This window comes from Falsiroseomonas sp. HC035 (genome assembly GCF_050563525.1).
Taxonomy (GTDB): domain Bacteria; phylum Pseudomonadota; class Alphaproteobacteria; order Acetobacterales; family Acetobacteraceae; genus Falsiroseomonas.
Genome location: NZ_JBNXUN010000001.1, coordinates 227,516 through 249,769, shown reverse-complemented (window position 1 = coordinate 249,769; position 22,254 = coordinate 227,516). Strand labels below are relative to the sequence as shown.

The window sequence follows — 22,254 nt, the reverse complement described above, 5'->3', positions numbered from 1 at the left end:
GGGATTTGCTTATCCTGGGCGCATGACGGCGACCGATATCGGCTTCTTCCTCAACGGCCAGCCCCAGATGCTGCCGCCCGCGATCTCTCCCACCACCACCCTGCTGGACTGGCTGCGTGGCGCGGCCGGCGGGCCGGGCCTCACCGGCACCAAGGAAGGCTGTGCCGAGGGGGATTGCGGCGCCTGCACCGTGGTGCTGGAGGAGGCGGATGGCACCCGCACGCCGGTCAATGCCTGCCTGACGCTGCTCGGCCAGGTCCATGGCCGCGCGATTCGCACGGTGGAGGGGCTGCGCCAGCCGGATGGCGCGCCGCACCCGATCCAGCGCGCCATGGCCGAAAGCGACGGCACGCAGTGCGGCTTCTGCACGCCCGGCATTGTCATGACCGCCTGGGCGCATGCGCGGGAGGGCGGGGAGGTGCATGAGGCGCTCGCCGGCAACCTGTGCCGCTGCACCGGCTACCGCCCGATCCTGGAGGTCTTTGCAGGGCTCGCCGACGACGCCGGGCCGCCGCCGGACCTGCCCGCGCCTGGCGCGGCGCGGTTCGAGGCACCGGGCCAGGTGTTCCACCTGCCGGCAACGCTGGACGACCTGCTGGCGCTGCGCGCATCGCATCCCGAGGCCTGGCTGCTGGCCGGCGGCACCGATCTCGGCCTGCGCGTGTCGGACCACCGCGAAGGGCCGGGTGCGGTCATCTGCCTGCTGAACGTCCCCGACCTGCACACGCTGCGCGCAACGGCGGAGGCGATCGAGGTCGGTGCGGCGGTGTCCTATGCGAGGCTGCTGGCGCTGGCGCGGCAGGAGGTGGGGTTCGCGCCTCTGGCTTCGCTGCTGGCGCGGCTGGGCTCGCGGCAGATTCGCGGGCTGGGCACGCTGGGCGGCAACCTCGGCACGGCGTCGCCCATAGGCGATGCGCTGCCGCCGCTGTTGGCGCTCGGGGCGGAGTTGGAGCTGGCCTCGGTGCGGGGGCGGCGAAAGCTGGCGGTGCAGGATTACCTGCTCGGCTACCGCCAGGCGGACCTGGCGGCGGATGAGGTGGTGGTCTCCGTCACCCTGCCGCGACCAGGGCCGGCGGACATCTTCGTCTGCGAGAAGGTGAGCAAGCGGCACGACCAGGATATCGCCACCGTCGGCGCCGCCTTCCTCATCCGCATGGAAGGTGACCGGGTGGCGGAGGCGCGGCTGGCTTTCGGTGGCGTCGGGCCCATGGCGCTGCGGGCGCGGCGGGCGGAGGCGGCGCTGCTCGGCCATCGGCTGGATGCCGGCAGCATCGCGGATGCGGCGGAGGAACTGGCCGGCGAGATCCAGCCGCTGTCGGATTGGCGCGGCACCGCAGAGTACCGCCTGCTCGTCGCCCAGGGGCTGCTGCGCCGGCTGCTGGTCCGCACCCGGCATCCGGGCCTGCCCGCCAGCCTGACGGAGCTGGCGTGATGGCCGATGGGGGAAAATCCGGCGCAGCGCTGCGCCACGACAGCGCGCTGAAGCACACCACCGGCGAGGCGCGCTTCGCCGACGACACGGCGGAGGCCGCGGGCACGCTGCACGCCGCGCTGGTGCTGTCCGCAGTCGCGCATGGCACGGTCACGTCGCTGGATGTCGGTGTCGCGCGCGCCATGCCGGGCGTCGTCGCCATTCTCGGGCCGCGGGACATTCCCGGCGAGAACGACATCGCCGCCGCCGGGCGCGGCGAGCCTTTGTTCGCCGATCCGCTGGTGCAGTTCGCCGGCCAGCCCTTGGCGATGGTGGTCGCGACCAGCCGCGACGCCGCGCTGCTGGCCGCCTCCGCCGTGCGGGCCGAGATCGCGCCGCTGGAGCCGGTGCTGTCGATCGAGGCGGCGCTGGCGCGCGGGCAGTACGTCGTCGCGCCGCAGACCATGAGCCAGGGCGATGCGGAAGCGGCCATCGCCGCGGCGCCGCGCCGGATGGAGGCGGAGTTCCGCGCTGGCGGGCAGGAGCATTTCTACCTGGAAGGCCACATCGCCGTCGCGACGCCGGGGGAGGATGGCGAGATCGCCGTGGTGTCCTCCACCCAGCACCCGTCGGAGGCGCAGCATATCGTCGCGCGCGTGCTCGGCGGCGCCTGCCACCGCGTCACTGTCACCTGCCGGCGGATGGGCGGCGGCTTCGGCGGCAAGGAGAGCAATGCGAGTTGGGTCGCCGCCGCGGCGGCGCTTGCGGCGCGGGCCACCGGGCGACCCGTGAAGCTACGGCTGTCGCGGCGGGCGGACATGGTGGCGACGGGCAAGCGGCACCCGTTCCTGTATCGCTGGACCGCGGGCTTCGACGCGCAGGGGCGCATCCTGGGGCTGCAGGCGCTGCTGGCCGCGGATGGCGGCTGGTCGCTCGACATGTCCGGCGGCGTGGTGTTCCGCGCCATCACCCACGCACTGAACTGCTGCGACGTGCCGGCGGTGGCGATCACGGGCTGCGCCGCGCGCACCAACACCGTCTCCCACACCGCCTTCCGCGGCTTCGGCGGGCCGCAGGGCGCGCTGCTGATGGAGGATGTGGTGCACCGCGTCGCCGCCGCCTGTGGCCTGCCGCCGGAGGTGGTGCGGGCGCGCAATTTCTGCGGCGCGCCGGGGAATGGCGACGCGACACCCTATGGCCAGAAACTGGAGGGCGACCTGATCGCGCGGGTCTGGGCGGAAGCTCGGGAAAGTTCGGAATGGGACCGGCGGCGCGGCGAGATTGCCGCGTTCAATGCCACCCATCCGACGCTGCGGCGCGGCGTGGGGTCCATGGTGCTGGCCTTCGGCATCTCCTTTGGCATCATGCACCTGAACCAGGCCGGCGCGCTGGTGCATGTGTATTCCGACGGTTCGATCCGGTTGAACCATGGCGGCACGGAGATGGGGCAGGGGCTGTTCATCAAGGTGGCGCAGGTGGTGGCGGATGTGTTCGGCACCGGCATGGACCGCATCGCCATCACCGCGACCAGCACGGCGGAGGTGCCGAACACCGCACCGACCGCGGCCAGCACCGGCAGCGACCTGAATGGCTGGGCCGCGCACAACGCCGCCACCACCATCCGCGACCGCATGGCGCAGGTTGCAGCAGCGCGCTTCGGCATCGCGGCGGAGGCCGTGGTGTTCGCGGAGGATCGCGTCTGGGCCGGGGATGTCGGCGGCAACCGCTTCCTGGAATTTTCCGAACTCGCGCGGCTGTGCTTCCTGGAACGGGTCTCGCTGTCCTCGACCGGCTTCTACCGCACGCCGGACATCCACTGGGACCGGGAGGCGATGCGCGGCAACCCGTTCTTCTACTTCTCCTACGGCGCCGCCGTCTCCGAGGTGGTGGTGGACACGCTGACCGGGGAGCACCGGTGCATCCGCACCGACATCGTGCAGGATTGCGGCCGCAGCCTGAACCCGGCGGTGGATCGCGGGCAGATCGAGGGTGCCTTCGTGCAGGGCATGGGCTGGCTGACCTGCGAGGAGCTTTGGTGGGACGCGGGGGGGCGGCTGCGCACGGTGGGGCCCTCCACCTACAAGATCCCCGGTTCCCGCGACGTGCCACCGGTGTTCAACGTGCGGCTGCTGGAAGGCGCCCCGGCACGGTCCGACACCATCTTCCGGTCCAAGGCGGTGGGGGAGCCGCCGCTGTTGCTGGCGATCAGCGTGGCGAATGCGCTGAAGGATGCGATTGGCGTCGAGGCACTGGACCTGCCGGCGACGCCTGAACGCGTGTTGATGGCGCTGCATCGCCGGGGCTGACACGGGCGCGGCGGAGAGCGCTATGCTCCGCCGGAAGCGTCTGGGAGCAAGCCATGTCAGCCGCCATTCGCGCCTTCTTCGACGAGCCGACCAACACCGTCTCCTACCTGGTCTGGGACCCCGTCACGAAGCACGGCGCGGTGGTGGACCCGGTGCTGGATTGGGACAACCGTAGCGGGGAGGCGGATACGACCTCCGCCCAGCAGCTGCTCGACGCCGCGAAGGCGGAAGGGCTGACGCTGGACTGGGTGCTGGAGACCCATGTCCACGCCGACCATCTGACCGCCGCGCCCTGGATCCGCCAGCACAGCGGCGCGCGCATCGGCATCGGCTCGGGCGTGAAGCAGGTGCAGACCATCTTCCGGCCGGTCTTCGGGCTGGAGGACATGGCGCCCGGCGGCGGCGACTTCGACCACCTGTTCGAAGATGGCGAGACCTTCCGGATCGGCGGGCTGGAGGTCGAGGTGCTGCACGTGCCGGGGCACACGCCGGCCTGCGCGGCGTACCGGATCGGGGACGATGTTTTCGTCGGCGACACGCTGTTCATGCACGACTACGGCACGGCGCGCGCCGATTTTCCCGGCGGCGATGCGCGGACGCTGTACCGGTCCATCCATCGCCTGCTGGCGTTGCCGCCGGAGACACGGCTGTGGATGTGCCACGACTACAAGGCGCCGGGCCGGGACCACTTCGCCTGGCAATCCACCGTGGCCGAACAGCGCGCCCACAATCCGCATGTGAAGGACGGCCGGACGGAGGAGGAATTCGTTGCCTTCCGCACCGCCCGCGATGCGAAGCTGGCGGCGCCGGCGCTGCTGCTGCCTTCCATTCAGGTCAACATTCGCGCCGGGCGCTTCCCGCAGGCTGAGGCGAACGGGGTGCGCTACCTGAAGATCCCGGTGAAGCCGAAGACGGCCGAGGCCGCCGCGGGCCTGGACTGAAGAACCCGCTCCCCCGGCAGGGGGAGAGGGCTCTGCGGGCGGCTTGTCCTGACCGCATCCCCCGCTCATCCTGAGTGCTGATTCGGGGGAGGACAGGCAATGCAGATCGGCATGGTCGGGCTTGGGCGCATGGGCGGCAACCTGGTGCGGCGCCTGGCGCGCGCCGGCATCACCTGCACCGTCTGGGACCGCGACCCGGCTGCCGTCGCGGCGCTGGCCGCGGAGGGCGCGGAGGCGGCCTCCGACCTCGCGGATCTCGTGGAACGCCTGCCGGAACCGCGCACTGTCTGGGTCATGCTGCCCGCCGGCGCGGCGACGGAGGAAGCCATCTGCCAGCTGGCGAATCTGCTGGCGCCCGGCGATGTCGCCATCGATGGCGGCAACGGGATGTGGAAGGACGCCATCCGCCGCGCCGCAATGCTGCGCGACGTTGGTGTGGACATGCTGGATATCGGCACCTCCGGCGGCGTCTGGGGCCTGGCGCGGGGCTACTGCCTGATGATCGGCGGGCCGGCCGAGCAGGTCGAGCGGCTCGACCCCGTCTTCAAGGCGCTGGCACCCGGGGAGGGTGCGGCACCGCCGACGCCGGGCCGCGACCCAGCCGCCGATCCGCGCCCGCCGCAGGGCTACATCCATTGCGGTGCGAATGGCGCAGGTCATTTCACCAAGATGGTCCACAACGCTGTCGAATACGGGATGATGCAGGCGATGGCGGAGGGGCTGGAGTTGCTCCGCCAGGCCGACAGCGACGTGGTGCCGGAGGAATTGCGCCTCAGTCTCGACGTGCCGGACATCACCGAGGCCTGGCGCCGCGGCTCCGTCGTCGCCTCCTGGCTGCTCGACCTGACGGCGCAGGCGCTTGCGGCGGATGGCGAGCTTTCCGGCTACTCCGGCCGGGTCGGCGACAGCGGCGAGGGGCGCTGGGCGGTGCAGGCGGCGGTCGAGAGCGCGGTGCCGGCGCCAGTGCTGTCCGCGGCGCTGTATTCGCGGTTCCGGTCGAGGCAGGAATCGCCCTTCGCGGACAGGTCGCTATCCGCCATGCGCAACGCCTTCGGCGGGCACCTGGAGCCGAAATGACGGCGCTGGTCCTGGTGATGGGTGTCTCGGGGGCCGGGAAATCGACCGTCGGGCCGCTGATCGCGGCGGGGCTGGGGGTGGGTTTCGACGACGCGGACGATTTCCACCCGCCGGCCAACGTGGCGAAGATGTCGCGCGGCGAGCCGTTGGACGACAGCGATCGGGCGCCCTGGCTGGACGCCATTGGCGCGCATCTGGCGGCACATCGCGGCCGCGGCTGCGTGGTGACCTGTTCCGCCCTGAAGCGTGCCTACCGCGACAGGCTGCGCGCCGTGGCGCCGGACCTGCGGCTGGTGTTCCTGCGCGGCGACCAGGACTTGGTCGCGGCGCGGCAGGCCGCGCGGGCGGGGCATTTCATGCCGGCGAGCCTGGTCGCCAGTCAGTTCGCCACGCTGGAAGCGCCAGATGCGGAGGAAGGCGCCATCGTGCTGGACGTGGCGGCGACGCCGCGGGCGCTGGCCGAGGCGGCGCTCGATCAACTCCGGTAGGGCGCGAAATCCTCCGGGCTCAGCCCGCCGACGCGGCGCAGCAGCGCCACCCAGGCGGCGAAGCCCTCCGGGATCGCGCTTTCGCGCCAGTTCTCGTCGGGCGCGTGAAAATCCTCGTCCGCCGTGGCGAAGGAAAACATCACCGTCTCAAGCCCCAGCACGCGCTGGACGATATCGGTCAGCGGCAGCGTCGCGCCCATGCGGACGCGCAGCGGCACGGTGCCGGTGGTCTCGGCCAGCGCGGCCTCGGCGGCCAGCAGCAGCGGGTGCGCGGGCGGTACGGCGGTGGCCTGGCTGCCCTCGCGATGCGTGCGGATCTCGAGCGTTGTGCGCGGTGGGCAGTGGGCGTGAAGATGGGCGGTGACCGCGGCCAGCACCCGCGCCGGGTGCTGCCCAGGCACCAGGCGCATCGACAGCTTGGCATGCGCCTCGGCGGGAATGACGGTCTTGCCGCCGGGGCCGGTGTAGCCGCCCCACATGCCGTTCACCTCCAGCGTCGGCTGATGCCAAAGGCGTTCCAGAAACCGTCCTGAATCCAGCCCACTGGGTGCCGCACCGGTGGAGGCGTCGTGTGCGGCCACATCGTAGGGAATGGCGGCCAGCGCGGCGCGCTCGGCTTCGGTCGGGTCCGCCATGCCGTCGCGGAAGCCGGCGACGGCGATGTTCCCGTCCGAATCGTGCAGCGTGGCGAGCAGGCGGGCCATGGCCTGCGCGGCATTCGCCACCACGCCGCCATAGCGGCCGGAATGCAGATCCTTCACCGCGCTGCGCAGCGACAGCTCCAGCCCGGTGTTGCCACGCGTCCCGATGGTGATGGTGGGCAGGTCGGCGCGCCAGCGGGCGCCATCGGCGGACAGTGCGGCGTCGGCGGCGAAATCCTCCCGATGCTGGACCAGGATCTTCGCGAGCGTCGCGGAGCCAACCTCCTCCTCGCCCTCCAGCAGCAGCGTGACGTTGCAGGGAAGGCGGCCCTCGACGGCGAGGAACGCGCCGAGCGTCTCGATGGCGAGCAGCGACGGCCCCTTGTCGTCCGACACGCCGCGCGCGAACAGGCGGCCGTGGCGGGAGGCCAGGGTGAAGGCGGGGGAGGTCCAAGCCGCCACCGGGTCCGGCGGCTGCACGTCATAATGGCCGTAGACCAGCAGCGTCGGCGCCTGTGGCCCGGCGCCGTGCCACCGGGCGGTGACGGCGGGGTGGCCGCCGGCCGAAACCTCCCGCGCGTCCTGGAAGCCAAGCGCCGTCAGCCGCGCCCGCCACCAGTCCCGCGCCGCCGCCATGCCGGCGGCATAGGCTGGGTCGGTGGAGACGGAAGGGCAGGCGACCAGCTCGCCCAACCGCGCGATGAAGCCGGACCGCCCGGCCAGCAGATGGTCCAGGACAGGGTCGGTCATGCCAGCAGCGCTGCGAAGGTTTCGGGGGACTGCTCGCGCTTGCCGGTCTCGATCTCCGCAATCAGGGCGCGGAGCTTCTCCGACATCGGCACCTGCACGCCCTTCTCCGCGGCGAGCGGCGGGATCAGGCCGATCTGCGCGTCCGCCTCGGTCTTGCGCTTGCGGACGGCCAGGTCGCGCCAGATGCCGGAATGGGTCTTGGCGCCGACGGCGGTGAAATCGCGCAGCCAGTGGACGATCTTCTCGCCGGTCGCATCGGGCTGGCCTGGCGCGAACGCCATCGGGTCGAACCCGCCGAAGCCGCGCGGGGTGACTCCATGCGCCAGCGCCGTCGCCGCCACCTCCCGCCCCAGCGTGAGCCACACTGGCATACGGGCCGGGTCAGCGAAATTTTCGGTCATGCTGTCGTGGTTCAGGGCGGTGGCGAACAGCATGGCGCCGTAGCTCATCTTGCCCCAGAGGTAGGACCAGATGTCGGGCGTCAGGATCGCGTCCGGCTCGAATTCACGAGCGAGCGCGAACATCGCCTCCGTCCGCGGGCGCGTCACGCCGTCCAGTTCGCCGATCACCAGCGCGCTGCGATTGCCGAACAGGATCTGGCCGGGGCCGTGCCAGTCGGCGCCAAAATTGACGAAACAGCCCATCACGCGCTCCGCGCCGAAAGCGCGCGACAGGGCGATCTCGTTCAGTCCGTTCTGGGCGGAGAAGACGAAGCCGTCCGGCTTCAGATGCGGCGCCAGCATCGGGATGGCCGCCGCGGTGGCCTGCGCCTTCACCGCCAGCACGATTCGGGAATAGGTGCCGGTGAGTTTGGCCGGCGTCACGGCCGGGATCACCTGGGTGAACTCGGTCACCGGGCCGGTGATGGCGAGGCCGGTGGTGCGGCAGGCCTCGACATGCTCGGCGACGGTATCGACCAGCAGCACGTCATGGCCGGCCCGCGCCCAATGCGCGCCGAGCGTGCCGCCGATGGCGCCCGCGCCCCAGATCAGGATCGGGTCGGCCATGGTCCCTCCAGCGCTTCGCGCGTCTCTGCGACCCCGGTGTCCCACAGCGCCTGCATGGTAGCATCGGGCAACTGCCACGGTCCGCCGAAGGAGCCATCGCCGAGGATCGCCTTGCAGTCCGCAGGGCCGCCCGCCTTCATCAGCGCGATATCGGGTTGCGGCTTGCGACCTTCCGGCGCCGGCGCATGGTCGAGGCGGGTCCAGGGGTAGTTCTCGAACCAGTTGCCGTGGCTGGCGGAGGGATCGGCGGCGAGCGCGGCAGCCCAGGTGCGCGGCGCGTTGTACCAGTTGTGGAATTTTGCGCTGAGGCCAGGCTGTTCAGCCATCATCTGCTGCGCCAGCGCCGCGACGGGAGCGTTGCCGCCATGGCCGTTGACGATCAGCACGCGGCGGAAGCCAACCCGGAAGACACTGTCGGCCAGGTCGCGCATCACCGCCAGCAGCGTCTCGACGCGCAGCGAGAGGGTGCCGGGAAACTCGGAAAAGTATGGCGCGAGGCCGAAGGGCATCACCGGGAACACCGGCACGCCGAGCGGCGCGGCGGCTTCGCGCGCCACCCGTTCGGCCAGGATCGCATCCGTGCACAGCGAAAGCTGCGCGTGCTGTTCCGTGCTGCCCAGCGGCAGCACGCAGCGGTCATCGAGGCGCAGCCGCGCCTCGACGTCCTTCCAGTTGTGCTCGGCGATGTTCATCAGCGTGTCGGCACGATGTCCATGGCCAGCGTGTCCTCATCCGTCCGCGCCCGCACCAGGTTCACCCGGTCCCGCCGCATCGCCCAGGCGCTGCCGACGGAGGTCAGCGGCATGCCGACGCGTTCCCGCGTGAACAGGGTGGCGATTTCCTGGAGAAGCTGCTCGCGCTTCTTCTCGTCCAGTTCCACGCCGGCGGCCTGGATCAGGCGGTCCATCTCCGGGTTGGAATAGCCGTGCCAGTTGAAGGCACCGAGGCGGAGCGCCGGGTTGTTGGTGTGGGCGTTGGACGAATAGTAGTAGTTCGCCTCCCCGGTCAGCGTGCCCCAGCCGGCCATGATGTTCGACAATTCGCCACGCGCGCGGGCGGGGAAGATCACCGCTGCCGGCTGTCCCGCCGCCTGGACCTCAATGCCAATTCGAGCAAACATCTGGGCCAGCGCGGTGCCGACGCCGTTGTCGCCAGGCAGTCGATTGTTGGTGAAGTTCAGCACCATGCGGAAGCCGTTGGGGTAGCCGGCCTCGGTCAGCAGGGTGCGGGCGCGCGCCAGGTTCGGCGTCGGGATCGGGATGGCCGGGTTGAAGCCGAAGATGCCGGGCGTCACCATCTGGCCCTGCGGCGCGCCGAGGCCCTCCATGGCGATCTCGGCGAGCGCGCGGCGGTCGATGGCGAGGTCCATCGCCTCCCGCACCCGGATGTCGCGGTAGGGGTTGGCGGCGAGGCGGGAGCCGTCCTTGGCCGTTACCTGCGGCGTGGTCTCGCGGTAGTCGAGCTGCAGGTTGAAGACGTAGACGGTGTCCGCCTTCACCACCCGCAGCGCCCGGTCACGCTCCAGCGTCGAGACATCGGCGGCCGGCACGCGCACGATCATGTCCACCTGGCCGGTGCGAAGCTGCGCGACGCGGGCGGCATCGTTCGGAATCTCGCGGCGGATGTGCCGAGCCCAGGGCTGTGCCCCACCCCAGTAGCTGTCGTTGCGGTCCACCACGAACTGTTCCCGCGGGGTCCAGGAGACGAAGCGGTAGGGGCCGGTGCCGATGGCGGCGCGGCCGGAATTGAACGCCTCGTTGCTGGTCTCCGGCGTCAGGCCGGCAGTGGCGCGGGCGCTGGTGATGAAGACCCGGATGAAGTCGTTCGGCAGGGTCGGAGCCGGGCCGTCCGTGATGACGTGCAGCGTGTGCGGGTCGACGATCCGCAAATCCTTCACGTTGCGGACGTAGATGCGCGTGGGGTTCGGCCCGGACAGCACCTGCATCCGACGGATCGAGGCAACCACGTCCTCAGCCGTCATAGGGCTGCCGTCATGGAAGGTGACGCCCTGGCGCAGCTTGAATTCCCAGGTGGTGGCATCCACCGGCCGCCAGCTTTCGGCGATGCCGGGCAGCAGTTGCAGGTTGTCGCCCGAAGTCACCAGCGTGTCGAAGACATGCTTCAGGGCTTCCGCATGGGTGCCCGTCGCGGTGAAGTGGGGGTCCACGCCCTCCGGCCCCGCGCGGACGCCGAGGTTGAGGGTCTGGCCGATTGCCGCGCCCGAAAGCATCAGCCCGGTGGTCGCGGCCAGGGCGAGGTTGCGGATGTTCTGGGTCATTGCGGGGTTCTCGATTTGAAGCGTCCTGTCCGGATCATGGTAGGAACGGCTTGCGTCCGCTGTCCATGCCCCGATAGTGGGGAGGAATGCTCGGCTTCATCATCCAGCGACTCCTGCAATCCGTCCTCGTCATGCTCGCCATGTCGGCGCTGGTTTTTGTCGGCGTCTACGCCATCGGCAACCCGATCGACGTGCTGATCTCCCCGGATGCGACGCAGGATATCCGGGCCGATACCATTGCCCGGTATGGTTTGGACCTGCCGCTGTGGCAGCAGTATTTCGCCTTCGTCGGGCGGCTGCTCTCGGGGGACTTCGGGCGGTCCTTCGTGTTCGACATCCCGGTGCTGGAACTGGTTATGGCGCGGCTGCCGGCGACGCTTGAGCTCGCCCTGGCTTCGGTCCTGATCGGCGCCTTCATCGGCATCCCGCTCGGCATTTATGCCGGCTACCGGCCGGAGGCGAAATCCTCCCGCGCCATCATGGCGGTATCGGTGCTCGGATTCTCGGTGCCGACCTTCTGGGTGGGGCTGCTGTTGATCCTGACCTTCGCGGTGAACCTCGGCTGGCTGCCGGCGGGCGATCGCGGACCGGTGGTGGAGGTGTTCGGCGTCGGCTGGTCCTTCCTGACGGCGGAGGGCCTGACCTACCTGGTGCTGCCGGCGCTGAACCTGTCGCTTTTCAAGCTGGCCATGATGATCCGGCTGGCCCGAGCCGGAACGCGGGAGATCATGCTGACGGACACGGTGAAGTTCGCGCGTGCCGCCGGATTGACCGAGTTCACCATCCTGCGGCGGCACGTGCTGCGGCTGATCTCGATTCCGCTGGTGACGGTGTTCGGACTGGAATTCGCCTCGACTCTCGCCTTCGCGGTGGTGACCGAGACGATCTTTTCCTGGCCGGGCGTGGGCAAGCTGATCATCGACAGCATCACCTCGCTCGACCGCCCGGTAATGGTCGCCTACCTGGTGCTGGTCGCCTTCCTGTTCGTCACCATCAACCTGGTGGTCGACCTGTCCTACGCGCTGCTGGACCCGCGGCTGCGTCGGGGACGCGCGGCGTGAGGGCGTTCTGGCGCGAATACCGCGAGAACTGGGTCGCCGTCGCAGCCCTCGCCGTCGTGGTGCTGGTGGTGCTGGCGGCGCTGACGGCGCCAATGTTTGCGCCGCAGGATCCCTACGACCTTGCGATCCTGGACCTGATGGATGCACGCCGGCCGCCGGGCTACGAGGGCTCTGGCGGCTATGTCCATTGGCTCGGCACGGATGCACAGGGGCGGGACCTGCTGTCGGCCATCCTGTACGGGCTGCGCATTTCGCTGCAGATGGGCCTTGTGGCCGGCGCGGTGGCGATGACGCTGGGCGCCTCGCTCGGCATCCTGTCCGCGCATCTCGGCGGCTGGGTGGAGGCGCTGGTGATGCGGGTGGTGGACCTGCAACTGTCCTTCCCCGCGATCCTGCTGGCGCTGGTGCTGGTGGCGGTGCTGGGGCAGGGGAAGTCGCAGCTCATCATCGCGCTGGTCGCGGCGCAGTACGCCTACTTCGCCCGCACCGCCTACGGGGCCGCCACGGCGGAACGGCAGAAGGACTACGTGGAAGCCGCCTCCGCCACGCCGCTGCCGAGCTGGCGCGTGGTGCTGCGCCACATCCTGCCGAACTGCCTGCCGCCGCTGATCGTGGTCGGCACGGTACAGGTGGCGAATGCGATCGCGCTGGAGGCGACGCTGTCCTTCCTCGGGCTTGGGTTGCCGCCGACGGAGCCTTCGCTCGGCATGCTGATCGCCAACGGCTTTCCCTATATGATGAACGGGCGAAGCTGGATCTCGGTCTATCCGGGCATCGCGCTGATCCTGCTGATCGTTGCCATCAACATCGTCGGCGACCAGATCCGGGACCAGTTCAACCCGAGGCTCAGGAAATGAGCGGGCTGCTGGAAGTGCGCGACCTGCGCACGCATTTCTTCACCCGCGCCGGCGTGCTGAAGGCGGTGGAGGGCGTGTCCTTCGATCTGGCGCGCGGCGAGATCCTCGGCCTGGTCGGGGAAAGCGGTTCCGGCAAATCCGTCACCGGCTTCTCGCTGATCGGGCTGGTCGATCCGCCCGGCCGCGTCGTCTCCGGCTCCATCCGCTTCGATGGGCGGGAGCTGGTCGGGATGCCGCAGGGCGAGATGCGGAAGCTGCGTGGCAAGCGCATCGCCATGGTGTTCCAGGATCCGACGGCGACGTTGAACCCGGTGCTGACCATCGGCCAGCAGATGGCGCTCGCCGTGCGCGCGCATGGCAGCGCGAGCGAGGCGGCGGCGCGGGATCTGGCGGCGCGCACGCTGACCCGCGTCGGCATCCCGGACGCGGCGGCGCGGCTGGACGCCTATCCGCATGAATTCTCCGGCGGCATGCGCCAGCGCGTGGCAATCGCAACCGCGTTGCTGCACGGGCCGGATCTGATCATCGCGGATGAGCCGACCACCGCGCTCGATGTCTCCATCCAGGCGCAGATCCTGGCGGAGATGCGCAAGCTGGCGAAGGAGACGGGCACCGCGCTGGTGTGGATCTCGCACGACCTCGCCACCGTCTCCTCGCTCGCGGACCGTGTGCTGGTGATGTATGCCGGGCGCATCGTGGAAAGTGGCGCGGTGGGGCAGGTGCTGCGGGCGCCGCGGCACCACTACACGCGCGGGCTGCTGGACAGCCTGCCGGCGACGGCGCGGCCGGGCGAGAGGCTGAACCAGATCCCGGGCACGACGCCATCGCTGCTGTCGCTGCCGCCCGGCTGTCCCTTCGCGCCGCGCTGCCCACGCGCCGACGCGGTCTGCGCGACGGACCCGCCGGATGTGGTGACGGATGACAGGCTTGTGCGCTGCCATCATCCGCTGGGCCTCGCCGCATGAGTCAGGTGCTGGTGGCGGAAGATGTGACCAAGCGCTTCGATCCGCGCCTGTCGCTCGGCGACCGCATCGCCGCGGTGTTCGGCGCGGCGGTGGAAACCCGCCCGGTGCAGGCGGTGTCGGAGGTGTCGCTTTCCGTCACGGCGGGGGAGACCCTTGGCCTGGTTGGCGAAAGCGGTTGCGGGAAATCGACGCTCGGGCGGATGCTGGCGGGCATCCTGCCGCCGACCTCCGGCCGCGTGCTGGTCTCGGGCGCGGCGCCGATGGTCGGGAGGCACAAGGCGACAACGCGCATCCAGACAGTGTTCCAGGACCCCTTCGCCTCGCTCAACCCGCGCATGCGCATCGGCGAGACCATCGCCGAAGGGCCGGTGACGCATGGGCTGGTGACGCATGCGGCGGCGCCGGCGCTGGTGGCGGATTGGCTGAGGCGCGTCGGGCTGGACCCGGCCTTCGCCACACGCTTCCCGCACCAGTTCTCCGGCGGCCAGCGGCAGCGGGTCGCCATCGCGCGGGCGCTGGCGATGCAGCCGGAGATGCTGGTCTGCGACGAGCCGGTGGCCTCGCTGGATGTGTCGATCCAGGCGCAGATCCTGAACCTGTTCCTCGACCTGCGGCGCGATCTGGGGCTGACCTGCGTCTTCATCTCGCATGACCTGTCCGTGGTGCGGCATGTCGCGGACCGCGTCGCCATCATGTATCTCGGCCGCATCGTGGAATCGGGTGACACCGCGAAGGTGTATGCGGCGCCGCGGCATCCCTACACGCAGGGGCTGCTCGACAGCGTGCCGAAGCTGCGGCTGGATGCGGGCGATATCGCGGATTTCCGGCCGATCGCCGGGGAGTTGCCCTCGCCGCTGTCGCCACCCTCCGGCTGCGCCTTCCACCCGCGCTGCCCCAAGGCGACCGCGATCTGCCGCACTGAGCGCCCCCTGCTGACGCCGCGCGACGATGGTGCAATGGTGGCCTGCCACCACGCGTGAAGCGCCCTGAAGCCGCCTGAAACCGAGTTGCGCCCGCTGCCTGTCTAGGATGTGCCGGCAGCAAGGGGCCCAACATGAGCGGAAGCACGCAGACCGCCACCGCGGATTTCACGCCGCCGGCGGAATCCAACGGCATCACGGACCTGATCAACAACAGCTCCAACATCGGCAAGGAGGTTTCGCAGACCATCGCCTCCGAGACGATCTCCCGCCTGATCGAGCGTGGTGCCGGCACGGCTGGACGCGCCGGACTAGGCGGTGCGGTGGGCGGCGGCGTGGGGGCGCTGGTGCAGCCGGCGGTGTGGGTCATCGGCGGCAAGGCACCACAGCCGGGAGATATCGCGCTGTGGGGCCTGGGCAGCGCCGTCTCGCTGCTCGGCGGCGCCATCGGGTCCGGTGCCACCATGGTCACCGGCGTGGTGAAGGCGCTGGTCGAGGATCATGAGGACGGCATCATCGCCACGGCGGTGGCGAACGAGCCGGCGCGCTACCGGCCCTTCATCCGCTCTGTCCGCAACTACGGCGCCTCCGGCCGTGGCATTGTCGCCATGACCATCGCCAACCATGGCGGGGTGACCTGGCGCGTCGGTCCGGCGACCTGGGTGTACATCACGGATGCCACCGGCAAGCTGGTCTGCGACTACCGTCCGGCCTACGCCATGGAGATCTACGGCCCGGACCTGCCGCTGCGGATCGTCGACCGGCGCTACGGGGAAATCCGCTACCGCTGGTCCGCCCGCAACGGCAACATCCACGGCTGACCGTCAGAAGTTCACCCGGTCGCCGCCCTTCAGCGACAGGATTTCGCGAGCCTCATCCGGCGTGGCGACGGCGAGGCCGAGCCCCTCGATGATCTGGCGAGCGGAGCGCACCTGTTCCGCGTTGCTTTGTGCCAGACGCCCCGGGCCGCCCCAGAGGCTGTCCTCCAATCCGACGCGGATATTGCCGCCCATGGCCGCTGCCATTGCCGCGATCGGCAACTGGTTGCGACCTGCGCCGAGTACGGACCAGCGGTAGTTGTCGCCGAACAGGCGGTCCGCGGTGCGCTTCATGTGCATCACGTCCTCGGGGTGCGCGCCGATGCCGCCCTGCAGGCCGAACACCGTCTGGACGAACAGCGGTGCGCGCACCAGCCCGGCGTCGAGGAAGTACTTCAGATTGTACAGGTGGGAGGTGTCGTAGCACTCGAACTCGAAGCGCGTGTTGTTCTGCGCGCAGGTGGTCAGGATGTACTCGATGTCGCCGAAGGTGTTGCGAAACAGGATGTCCTTGTTTTCCAGGTAGGGCTTCTCCCAGTCATGCTGGAAATCCTTGAATCGGTTCAGCATGCCGAACAGGCCGAAATTCATCGAGCCCATGTTCAGCGAGGCGACCTCCGGCGCGAAGCTCGCCGCCGGCTTCACGCGCTGCTCGATGGTCATGGTCGGCGCGCCGCCGGTGGTGATGTTCACCACGCAATCGCTGCGCTGCTTGATGACGCGCAGGAATGGCGCGAAGGCTTCGGGCGACTGGTCCGGGCGGCCATCGGTCGGGTTGCGGGCGTGCAGGTGGACGATGGCGGCACCGGCCTCCGCCGCGCCGATCGCGGCATCGGCGATCTGCTCGGCCGTGATCGGCAGATGCGGGGACATGCTCGGCGTGTGGATGGCGCCGGTCACCGCGCAGGTGATGATGACTTTGCGGGTCATGTCGTCTCGTTGTCCTGTTTCCGTTTATGGGCGGCGAGCGCGGCCAGCCTGGCATCGCGCAGGGCGCTGCGAGTGGCGATGTCTTCCCGCGACGGGGTGCCGCCCCATTCCTGCATGATCTGCGCGACGCCGTCCGCGCCGAACACGGCGGGCGCGGGCGGGGCGCCGGCGATGCGGGCGTAGAAGGGGGCGTAGCGGGCGCAGTAGTCCGGGATGCCGCCGGGCGCGTTCAGTTCGATGGTGGCGAAGGGGCCGAGGAAGGACCAGCGCAGGCCGAGGCCCTGCGCCACCGTCGTGTCCAAGTCCTGCGGCGAGACATAGCCTTCCTGCACCAGCCGGAACGCCTCGGCGAGCAGCGCGCCCTGCAGGCGGTTCAGGATAAAGCCCTCGATCTCCCGCTTCACGGTGATTGGTGCCTGGCCGATGCCGGCGAAGATGGCCCGCGCACGGTCGATGGTGGCCTGCGCGGTCCAGGGCGCGCCGGAAAGCTCCACCACCGGGATCAAATGCGGCGGGTTCACCGGGTGCGCTACCAGGCAGCGGGCGCGGCCGGCCAAGCCTTCGGTAAAGCTTGAACAGGGGATGGCGGAGGTGGATGAGGCCAGGATGCAGTCCGGCGCCGCCAGGAAATCCAGCTCCGCAAAGATGGCGCGCTTGGTGGCGGCGTCCTCCGGCCCATTTTCCTGCACGAAGGCAGCGCCATCCAGAGCCTGGGTCAGGCTGCCGGTGACGGAGATGCGCCGGGCGGCCGCTTCCGCGTTGTCGCACAGACCGTGCCGCGCCAGTTCCGCCAGCCCCTGCGCGCAGAGCCGCGGCGCGGCTTCCAGCGCTGCCGGCACCGGGTCGTGCAGCGACACGTCCCAGCCGGCGCGGGCGAAGATCATGGCCCAGGCGCGGCCGATCAACCCCGCACCGACGATGGCGACTTTGCCCGCTTCTGCCATGGCCATCCCCCGTTTGGGGCCAGGATAGGCCTCAGGCGGCGCGGCGCAATCCCGTGCCAGGATGATCAGGACCAGGCGCTAATTGCAGTCGGGAGATCTGCAAACCTGATCGGTAACGGCGCATTGCATCCCGGACAACAATAAACCCGATGGGCGCTTCCGCTATGATTGTCTACTCAGCTTCTTGTGATCCTCAAGTATTTAATGCCGGCGGTAGCTTCAGGTGCGACCACTGCAATACACATCTCGGCATTGGAAGATATACATTCGGCGCTCATTGTCTTTATCAGGAGGGTGAGGTGACAGTCTTCGGGGACACGGATGGCACGCTCGCCGCAAAGGCCCGTGGGCGGAATCAGACACTGACCGGGGAGGAAGTGTATGGAGATGCTGCTAATCTCGTCGATTCGGCGCGCGGCGGCAATGATCTTATTACGGGTAGCGGCGCATTCAACAGGCTCATCGGCGACTCGATCAGGATGTTAGACTCCTCAAGGGGTGGGAATGACAGTATATTCGGTGGAACAGGTCAAAATTATCAGATTTTCGGTGATGCGGAGTTTATGTTCGATGCTGCGAAAGGCGGCAACGACATTCTCGTCGGCGGAAAGTCTGGAAGCAATTTCATTGTCGGCGACGCAGGCGAACGCATGTTCGGCAGCACATCCGGGGGAAATGACTGCCTGATCGGGGGTGAGCTTGCTCTGAATAACGTGCTCATTGGCGATGCGTATGAACTCGGGATACTTGCGCGCGCAGGCAACGATCATCTGCGTGCTGGAGATTACGCCATCTCGAACCGGCTGTACGGTGATGCTGACGAGGCGTCCGATTTTGTGGTGTGCGGAAATGACTTCCTGCATGGTGGCACAGGGGCCGGTCATAATTTCTTCGTCGGCGATGCCTATTTCATGCGTCGTGAGGCAGCGGGCGGAAATGACATTATACATGGCGCCAGCGGGGCGCAGCTTAATGCATGTTATGGTGATGCAGTGGAGATGGAAGGGGCGGCGAAAGGCGGGAACGACCGCATCATAGCTGGAGACGGATCGGAAAATGAATTATACGGCGATGCGCGCATCATGAGCGCAGGAAGCCACGGTGGGAATGACACGATCGTCTCCGGAACTGGATCCGACAGGATGTGGGGCGACGGCGAGCTCAGGGACAACATTGATGCCGGAGGAGCGGATATCTTCGTCTTTCGCGCCGACAGTGGAAACGATATTATCTATGATTTCGAGACGGATAAGGATCTTATCGATCTTCGCGCCCTCGGCATCGACAGTTTTTCTGAGCTTGATCTATCGGACGATGGTGTTGTTTCCATCATTTGGCTTGGAGCGTCAGCCACGCTCACGCTGGTGAATTGCAGCGGACTGACAGAGGCGGATTTCATATTCGCCTGACCCGCTGCTGAAAGAGCCGCAACCAATTGCCTCCGGCACGCTGGAGAAGGACGGTCCGGCGCTCATTTTAGCAAAGGAGTCACCGAGCCCGGTCGAGCGCCTGCCACAGGCTGACGATCAACTGGCGCGCCGTCGCCTCATCCGTCGGCAGGCGCAGCAGGCGACCGTCACGGGCCACCAGGTGGACCTCCGCGCCCTGGTCGGACGTCAGCAGGGAAGCAGCAACGAAGTCGGACACGCGAGCGGGATGGGCGGCGATCTGCGGCATCATCTGGGGTTGGCCCTCTTGCCTCGGCGCCGCAATTCTTGCGACCTGGGACTCCGAGCGCAGGGCGCCGGACCCGGGAAGGATGGCCCGGATCCGGTTGCATCTTGATGAATGGCCGGGGCTTATTCGGCGGCCTGGCTCGCCTCCGCCGGCAGCAGCAGCGCGCGCAGGCGTGCCAGCATGGCTGCCGCCGGTTCGCCCAGTTCCTCCTCCGGCCCGGCCACGTCGGCGACGCTGTGCAAGGCGCGGCGGCGGCTGTCGGCATCGGGCAGCAGGGTGGCCAGCGTGTCGAAGGCCTGTTGCGGCGCCATCTCGACGATCACGGTCTGCTCCCGGATCAGCGCCTGGCGGGCGGAGGCCGTGAGCTGGGCGAAAGGCTCCTCCGTCGTCAGCAGCGCATTGGATTTCTGCAGCCGGCTGCGGCGGACGCCACCGCGCGCCTTGGCCAGCAGGATCATCATCCGCACCACCGCCTCGGCGTAGCCACCCTCCGCCACCCGGTCCAGCGCGGCGCGCACGTCCGGGGTCTCCGGCAGGTCCGCCACCGCTTCCACCGGAACGTCCGAGGCCACGTTCAGCGCCGAGAGCGAACCGTAGACGGCGTGGAAGGCGGTTTCCTGCATCTGGTCGCGCCAGTCGCGCCAGGCATCGATGGCGCGTTCGGTGCTGTCGGCCCAGGCGCGTTCCATTGCCATGAACGGGTTGTCGGCCGCGACCGGCGCGCGGTTCGCCTTCACCAGCTCCGCCATGTGCGCCAGCGGCTTCATCGCCGGGTTGGCGTCGCTGACCATGTAGCGGCGCGCGCGCATCGGGTTCATCTGGCGCCGCATCTCCGCGCTTTCCTCGGTGACGAACTTGCGGATGATCGGGCTCGCGAACAGGTCGTACAGCATCTGGTTCATCGCGGAGATGCGGGCGACGGCCGGGAAGGCCTCGTTCTCCGCATCGCCGGAGACCTGGCGGATATCCGCCACGGTCTTCTCCACCAACTCCACCTGATAGCCCGCATTCACGCCGCTGCCGGCGGTGCCGGTAATGCGCATCTCGTAGAGGCCGGGCGCCACGGACTCGATTAGGTCGAGCGTGTTGGCGATTTCCGTATGTTCCTTGTTGGCCACCTTGCCGGAGACGAAGATGCCGAGATGCCCGATGTCGTCATGCACGAGATAGACGATGGTCTGGCCAAGCGTCTTGATCTCCTGCTCGTCGCGATAGACGTCGGCAATCCAGCGCAGCGCCTGGCCGGGCGGCGTGATATTGTCGCCGGCCGAGGCGAAGACCACGATGGGCGACTTCACCGAGCGCATGTTGAAGGACGCGCCCTTGCCGGCGGAAACTTCGCCGCGGGCGAATTTGTCGCCGATGAACAGGTTCTCGACGATCCAGCGGATCTCATCGCGGGTCATCAGGAAGTAGCCGCCCCACCAGCGCTCGAACTCCAGGAAGCGCTCGGCCTCGGTGTCCACCTTCTCGTACAGGTTGTAGTACTTGCGGAACTTGGCGTTGCCCGGCGACAGGTTCTCGAAGTTCGAAACCAGGTTCGCGCCGTCGAAGGTGCCGTTGCCGAGGTCCGCCAGCAGCGCCGCGGGCCAGGACCCGCCGGCGAGGCCGCCGGTGTAGCGCATCGGGTTGCGGCCCTTCTCGCCGGCCCAGTAGGACAACGGCGCGCCGTTCAGCACCAGCGGGCCGGTCAGTTCCGGCTCCGAGGCGCCCAGCATCATCACCGCCCAGCCGCCCTGGCAGTTGCCGATGACCACCGGGCGCTGCGCATCGGGGTGCAATTCGTGGATCTTGCGCAGGAAGATCGCCTCGGCCTCGGTGATGTCGAGGATGGTCTGGCCGGGTTCCGGGTCGCGGAAGAAGATGACGAAGTAGACGGGGTGGCCGCGGCGGAGTGCCACGCCGACCTGGCTGTCCGACTTGAAGCCGCCGATGCCGGCGCCGTGGCCGGCGCGCGGGTCGATGATGACGAAGGGCCGCAGCTTCGGGTCGGGCTCCCGGAACCCGGCCGGCGGCTTGATGCGGACCAGGGCGTAGTTGCAGCGGCGCGGCAGATGCCGGCCATCCACCACCATGTCCCAGTCGAAGACCAGCACCGGCGGGCAGCCGGCCTTTTCGTGCTCCACGAAGGCATTGCCGGCCTGGCGCATGGTGTCCCAGAACAGGACGGACCGCTGCGAGGCGTCCACCGCATAGGCCATGGCGTCCGACATCAGCGCGAAGGGCGACCGGCCGAGGAAAGCGGAACCGGTCGGGCCGGCACCATCCATCACCTTCGGCCCGATCGGCGGCGTCATCGCCGCGAACTGCCGGCGGGCGACCTCGCCCATGGCATTGGCCTGCTCCATGAAGCGGGTCAGGGTCTGGACCATCATTTCGCGGGCAGGGGTTTCAGCATTCATCCCGGTCATCCTCGGATCGCCACGTCCTGTTTGGTCGCGGCCTCGCCATGGCAAAGAGGGCTGCAACGGCGGTGCAGCATATCTGGTTATGGTTGACGAGGCACGCGCGGAAAAGTTGCCCCGCGCGGCCGGCCCCTACTCCAGCCGCGCCCCGGCCGGCACCGCCATGCCGCGGCGCACCGCCGGACGCTCCCCCATCCGGGCGAACCAGGCGGCAAGGTGCGGGGTGGCGTCCAGGCTGCGCGCGGCCCAGCCATGCTTCGCGACCCAGGGGTAGGCGGCGATGTCGGCGATGGTGCAAGCCTGTCCCGCCAGATGCGGCACCTCCGCCAGCCTTGCGTCGAGCAGGCGATAGACCCGGTCCACCAGCGCCGTGCTGTGTGCGCGTGCGGCTTCCGGCTTCTCCGGCGCCAGATCGGTCCAGTGATGCGCCTGGCCGGTGAAGGGGCCGAGCGAGGTCAGCGCCACCATCAGCCAGGACAGCATGGTGGGTCGGTCCTCGCCCAGCAGGGTACTGTGCCGTTCCGCCAGGTGCAGCAGGATGGCGCCGCTTTCAAACAGGACTCGGCCCTCCTCCACCAGGATCGGGATCTTGCCGTAGGGGTTCAGCGCCAGGATCTCGGGCGCGAATTGCTGGCGGGCGCGGATATTCACGCCGGTCACGGCATAATCCAGACCGCATTCCTCCAGCATGATGGAGACGCGCTGGGAGTTGGGGGTTGCCCAGCCGTAGAAGTGCCGCATTGTTGGTTCCTCGCAACCAGATCGAGGATGCCAGAGC

The 22,254-nt window shown here is 68.9% G+C and carries 20 protein-coding genes; 11 read left to right on the top strand and 9 right to left on the bottom strand.

What is annotated here, in order from left to right; all coding sequences use genetic code 11:
- The first annotated feature begins 22 nt into the window (after positions 1–22).
- The 5 genes from ACLF3G_RS01275 (at position 23) to ACLF3G_RS01255 (ending at position 6,223) form a co-directional block, all read left to right on the top strand.
- Complete coding sequence (locus ACLF3G_RS01275; protein ID WP_430667500.1) at positions 23–1,432, top strand: FAD binding domain-containing protein; 1,410 nt, start codon at positions 23–25, stop codon at positions 1,430–1,432.
- Positions 1,432–3,717: a xanthine dehydrogenase molybdopterin binding subunit gene (xdhB, locus tag ACLF3G_RS01270; protein ID WP_430667499.1), complete on the top strand. Its 2,286-nt coding sequence runs from the start codon at positions 1,432–1,434 to the stop codon at positions 3,715–3,717. The genes ACLF3G_RS01275 and xdhB overlap by 1 nt, the downstream gene beginning before the upstream one ends.
- Before the next feature lie 53 nt (positions 3,718–3,770).
- Entirely contained in the window at positions 3,771–4,658 is an 888-nt protein-coding gene (locus ACLF3G_RS01265) for an MBL fold metallo-hydrolase (protein WP_430667498.1), read from the top strand.
- Between the two features lie 99 nt (positions 4,659–4,757).
- Complete coding sequence (gnd, locus tag ACLF3G_RS01260; protein ID WP_430667497.1) at positions 4,758–5,735, top strand: phosphogluconate dehydrogenase (NAD(+)-dependent, decarboxylating); 978 nt, start codon at positions 4,758–4,760, stop codon at positions 5,733–5,735.
- Positions 5,732–6,223, top strand: a complete 492-nt coding sequence (locus tag ACLF3G_RS01255; protein WP_430667496.1) for a gluconokinase — start codon at positions 5,732–5,734, stop codon at positions 6,221–6,223. Before gnd ends, ACLF3G_RS01255 begins: the two co-directional genes overlap by 4 nt.
- Here ACLF3G_RS01255 and ACLF3G_RS01250 read toward each other — a convergent pair.
- From ACLF3G_RS01250 to ACLF3G_RS01235, 4 genes are read right to left on the bottom strand one after another with little or no spacing between them, the layout of a single operon-like run.
- Entirely contained in the window at positions 6,211–7,614 is a 1,404-nt protein-coding gene (locus ACLF3G_RS01250) for a M20/M25/M40 family metallo-hydrolase (protein WP_430667495.1), read from the bottom strand. The two genes, ACLF3G_RS01255 and ACLF3G_RS01250, sit on opposite strands and share 13 nt — an antisense overlap.
- Positions 7,611–8,621: a ketopantoate reductase family protein gene (locus tag ACLF3G_RS01245; protein ID WP_430667494.1), complete on the bottom strand. Its 1,011-nt coding sequence runs from the start codon at positions 8,619–8,621 to the stop codon at positions 7,611–7,613. The genes ACLF3G_RS01250 and ACLF3G_RS01245 overlap by 4 nt, the downstream gene beginning before the upstream one ends.
- Positions 8,603–9,313: a creatininase family protein gene (locus tag ACLF3G_RS01240; protein ID WP_430667493.1), complete on the bottom strand. Its 711-nt coding sequence runs from the start codon at positions 9,311–9,313 to the stop codon at positions 8,603–8,605. Before ACLF3G_RS01240 ends, ACLF3G_RS01245 begins: the two co-directional genes overlap by 19 nt.
- Complete coding sequence (locus ACLF3G_RS01235; protein WP_430667492.1) at positions 9,313–10,899, bottom strand: ABC transporter substrate-binding protein; 1,587 nt, start codon at positions 10,897–10,899, stop codon at positions 9,313–9,315. The genes ACLF3G_RS01240 and ACLF3G_RS01235 overlap by 1 nt, the downstream gene beginning before the upstream one ends.
- A gap of 86 nt (positions 10,900–10,985) precedes the next feature.
- On the opposite strand from ACLF3G_RS01235, the gene ACLF3G_RS01230 reads away from it, so the two are divergent.
- The 5 genes from ACLF3G_RS01230 to ACLF3G_RS01210 all read left to right on the top strand — a co-directional run bounded on the left by ACLF3G_RS01230 (position 10,986) and on the right by ACLF3G_RS01210 (position 15,523).
- Entirely contained in the window at positions 10,986–11,960 is a 975-nt protein-coding gene (locus ACLF3G_RS01230; protein WP_430667491.1) for an ABC transporter permease, read from the top strand.
- Positions 11,957–12,817, top strand: coding sequence for an ABC transporter permease (locus ACLF3G_RS01225; protein WP_430667490.1), 861 nt, complete (start codon positions 11,957–11,959; stop codon positions 12,815–12,817). Before ACLF3G_RS01230 ends, ACLF3G_RS01225 begins: the two co-directional genes overlap by 4 nt.
- Complete coding sequence (locus ACLF3G_RS01220; protein WP_430667489.1) at positions 12,814–13,782, top strand: ABC transporter ATP-binding protein; 969 nt, start codon at positions 12,814–12,816, stop codon at positions 13,780–13,782. Before ACLF3G_RS01225 ends, ACLF3G_RS01220 begins: the two co-directional genes overlap by 4 nt.
- The gene (locus tag ACLF3G_RS01215) at positions 13,779–14,762 is read left to right on the top strand and encodes an ABC transporter ATP-binding protein (protein ID WP_430667488.1); all 984 of its coding nucleotides are present in this window, start codon (positions 13,779–13,781) and stop codon (positions 14,760–14,762) included. The genes ACLF3G_RS01220 and ACLF3G_RS01215 overlap by 4 nt, the downstream gene beginning before the upstream one ends.
- 74 nt (positions 14,763–14,836) lie before the next feature.
- Positions 14,837–15,523 (top strand): hypothetical protein, encoded by a 687-nt coding sequence (locus ACLF3G_RS01210; RefSeq protein WP_430667487.1) that lies wholly within the window; start codon positions 14,837–14,839, stop codon positions 15,521–15,523.
- Positions 15,524–15,526: 3 nt separating this feature from the next.
- Here ACLF3G_RS01210 and ACLF3G_RS01205 read toward each other — a convergent pair whose 3' ends face one another.
- A complete protein-coding gene (locus ACLF3G_RS01205; RefSeq protein ID WP_430667486.1) occupies positions 15,527–16,450 on the bottom strand; it encodes a 3-keto-5-aminohexanoate cleavage protein in 924 nt (307 codons plus the stop codon).
- Complete coding sequence (locus tag ACLF3G_RS01200; RefSeq protein ID WP_430667485.1) at positions 16,447–17,394, bottom strand: 3-hydroxyacyl-CoA dehydrogenase; 948 nt, start codon at positions 17,392–17,394, stop codon at positions 16,447–16,449. The genes ACLF3G_RS01205 and ACLF3G_RS01200 overlap by 4 nt, the downstream gene beginning before the upstream one ends.
- Before the next feature lie 299 nt (positions 17,395–17,693).
- Between ACLF3G_RS01200 and ACLF3G_RS01195 the strand changes: the two genes are divergently transcribed.
- Positions 17,694–18,803: a hypothetical protein gene (locus ACLF3G_RS01195; protein ID WP_430667484.1), complete on the top strand. Its 1,110-nt coding sequence runs from the start codon at positions 17,694–17,696 to the stop codon at positions 18,801–18,803.
- Between the two features lie 79 nt (positions 18,804–18,882).
- Here ACLF3G_RS01195 and ACLF3G_RS01190 read toward each other — a convergent pair whose 3' ends face one another.
- The 3 genes from ACLF3G_RS01190 to ACLF3G_RS01180 form a co-directional block, all read right to left on the bottom strand.
- Positions 18,883–19,074 carry a hypothetical protein gene (locus tag ACLF3G_RS01190; protein ID WP_430667483.1) on the bottom strand — a complete coding sequence of 64 codons (192 nt, stop codon included), beginning with the start codon at positions 19,072–19,074 and terminating at the stop codon, positions 18,883–18,885.
- A 119-nt stretch (positions 19,075–19,193) separates the two neighbouring features.
- Positions 19,194–21,446, bottom strand: a complete 2,253-nt coding sequence (locus tag ACLF3G_RS01185) for a DUF3141 domain-containing protein (protein ID WP_430667482.1) — start codon at positions 21,444–21,446, stop codon at positions 19,194–19,196.
- A gap of 162 nt (positions 21,447–21,608) precedes the next feature.
- Entirely contained in the window at positions 21,609–22,217 is a 609-nt protein-coding gene (locus tag ACLF3G_RS01180; protein WP_430667481.1) for a glutathione S-transferase family protein, read from the bottom strand.
- Positions 22,218–22,254: the final 37 nt, after the last annotated feature.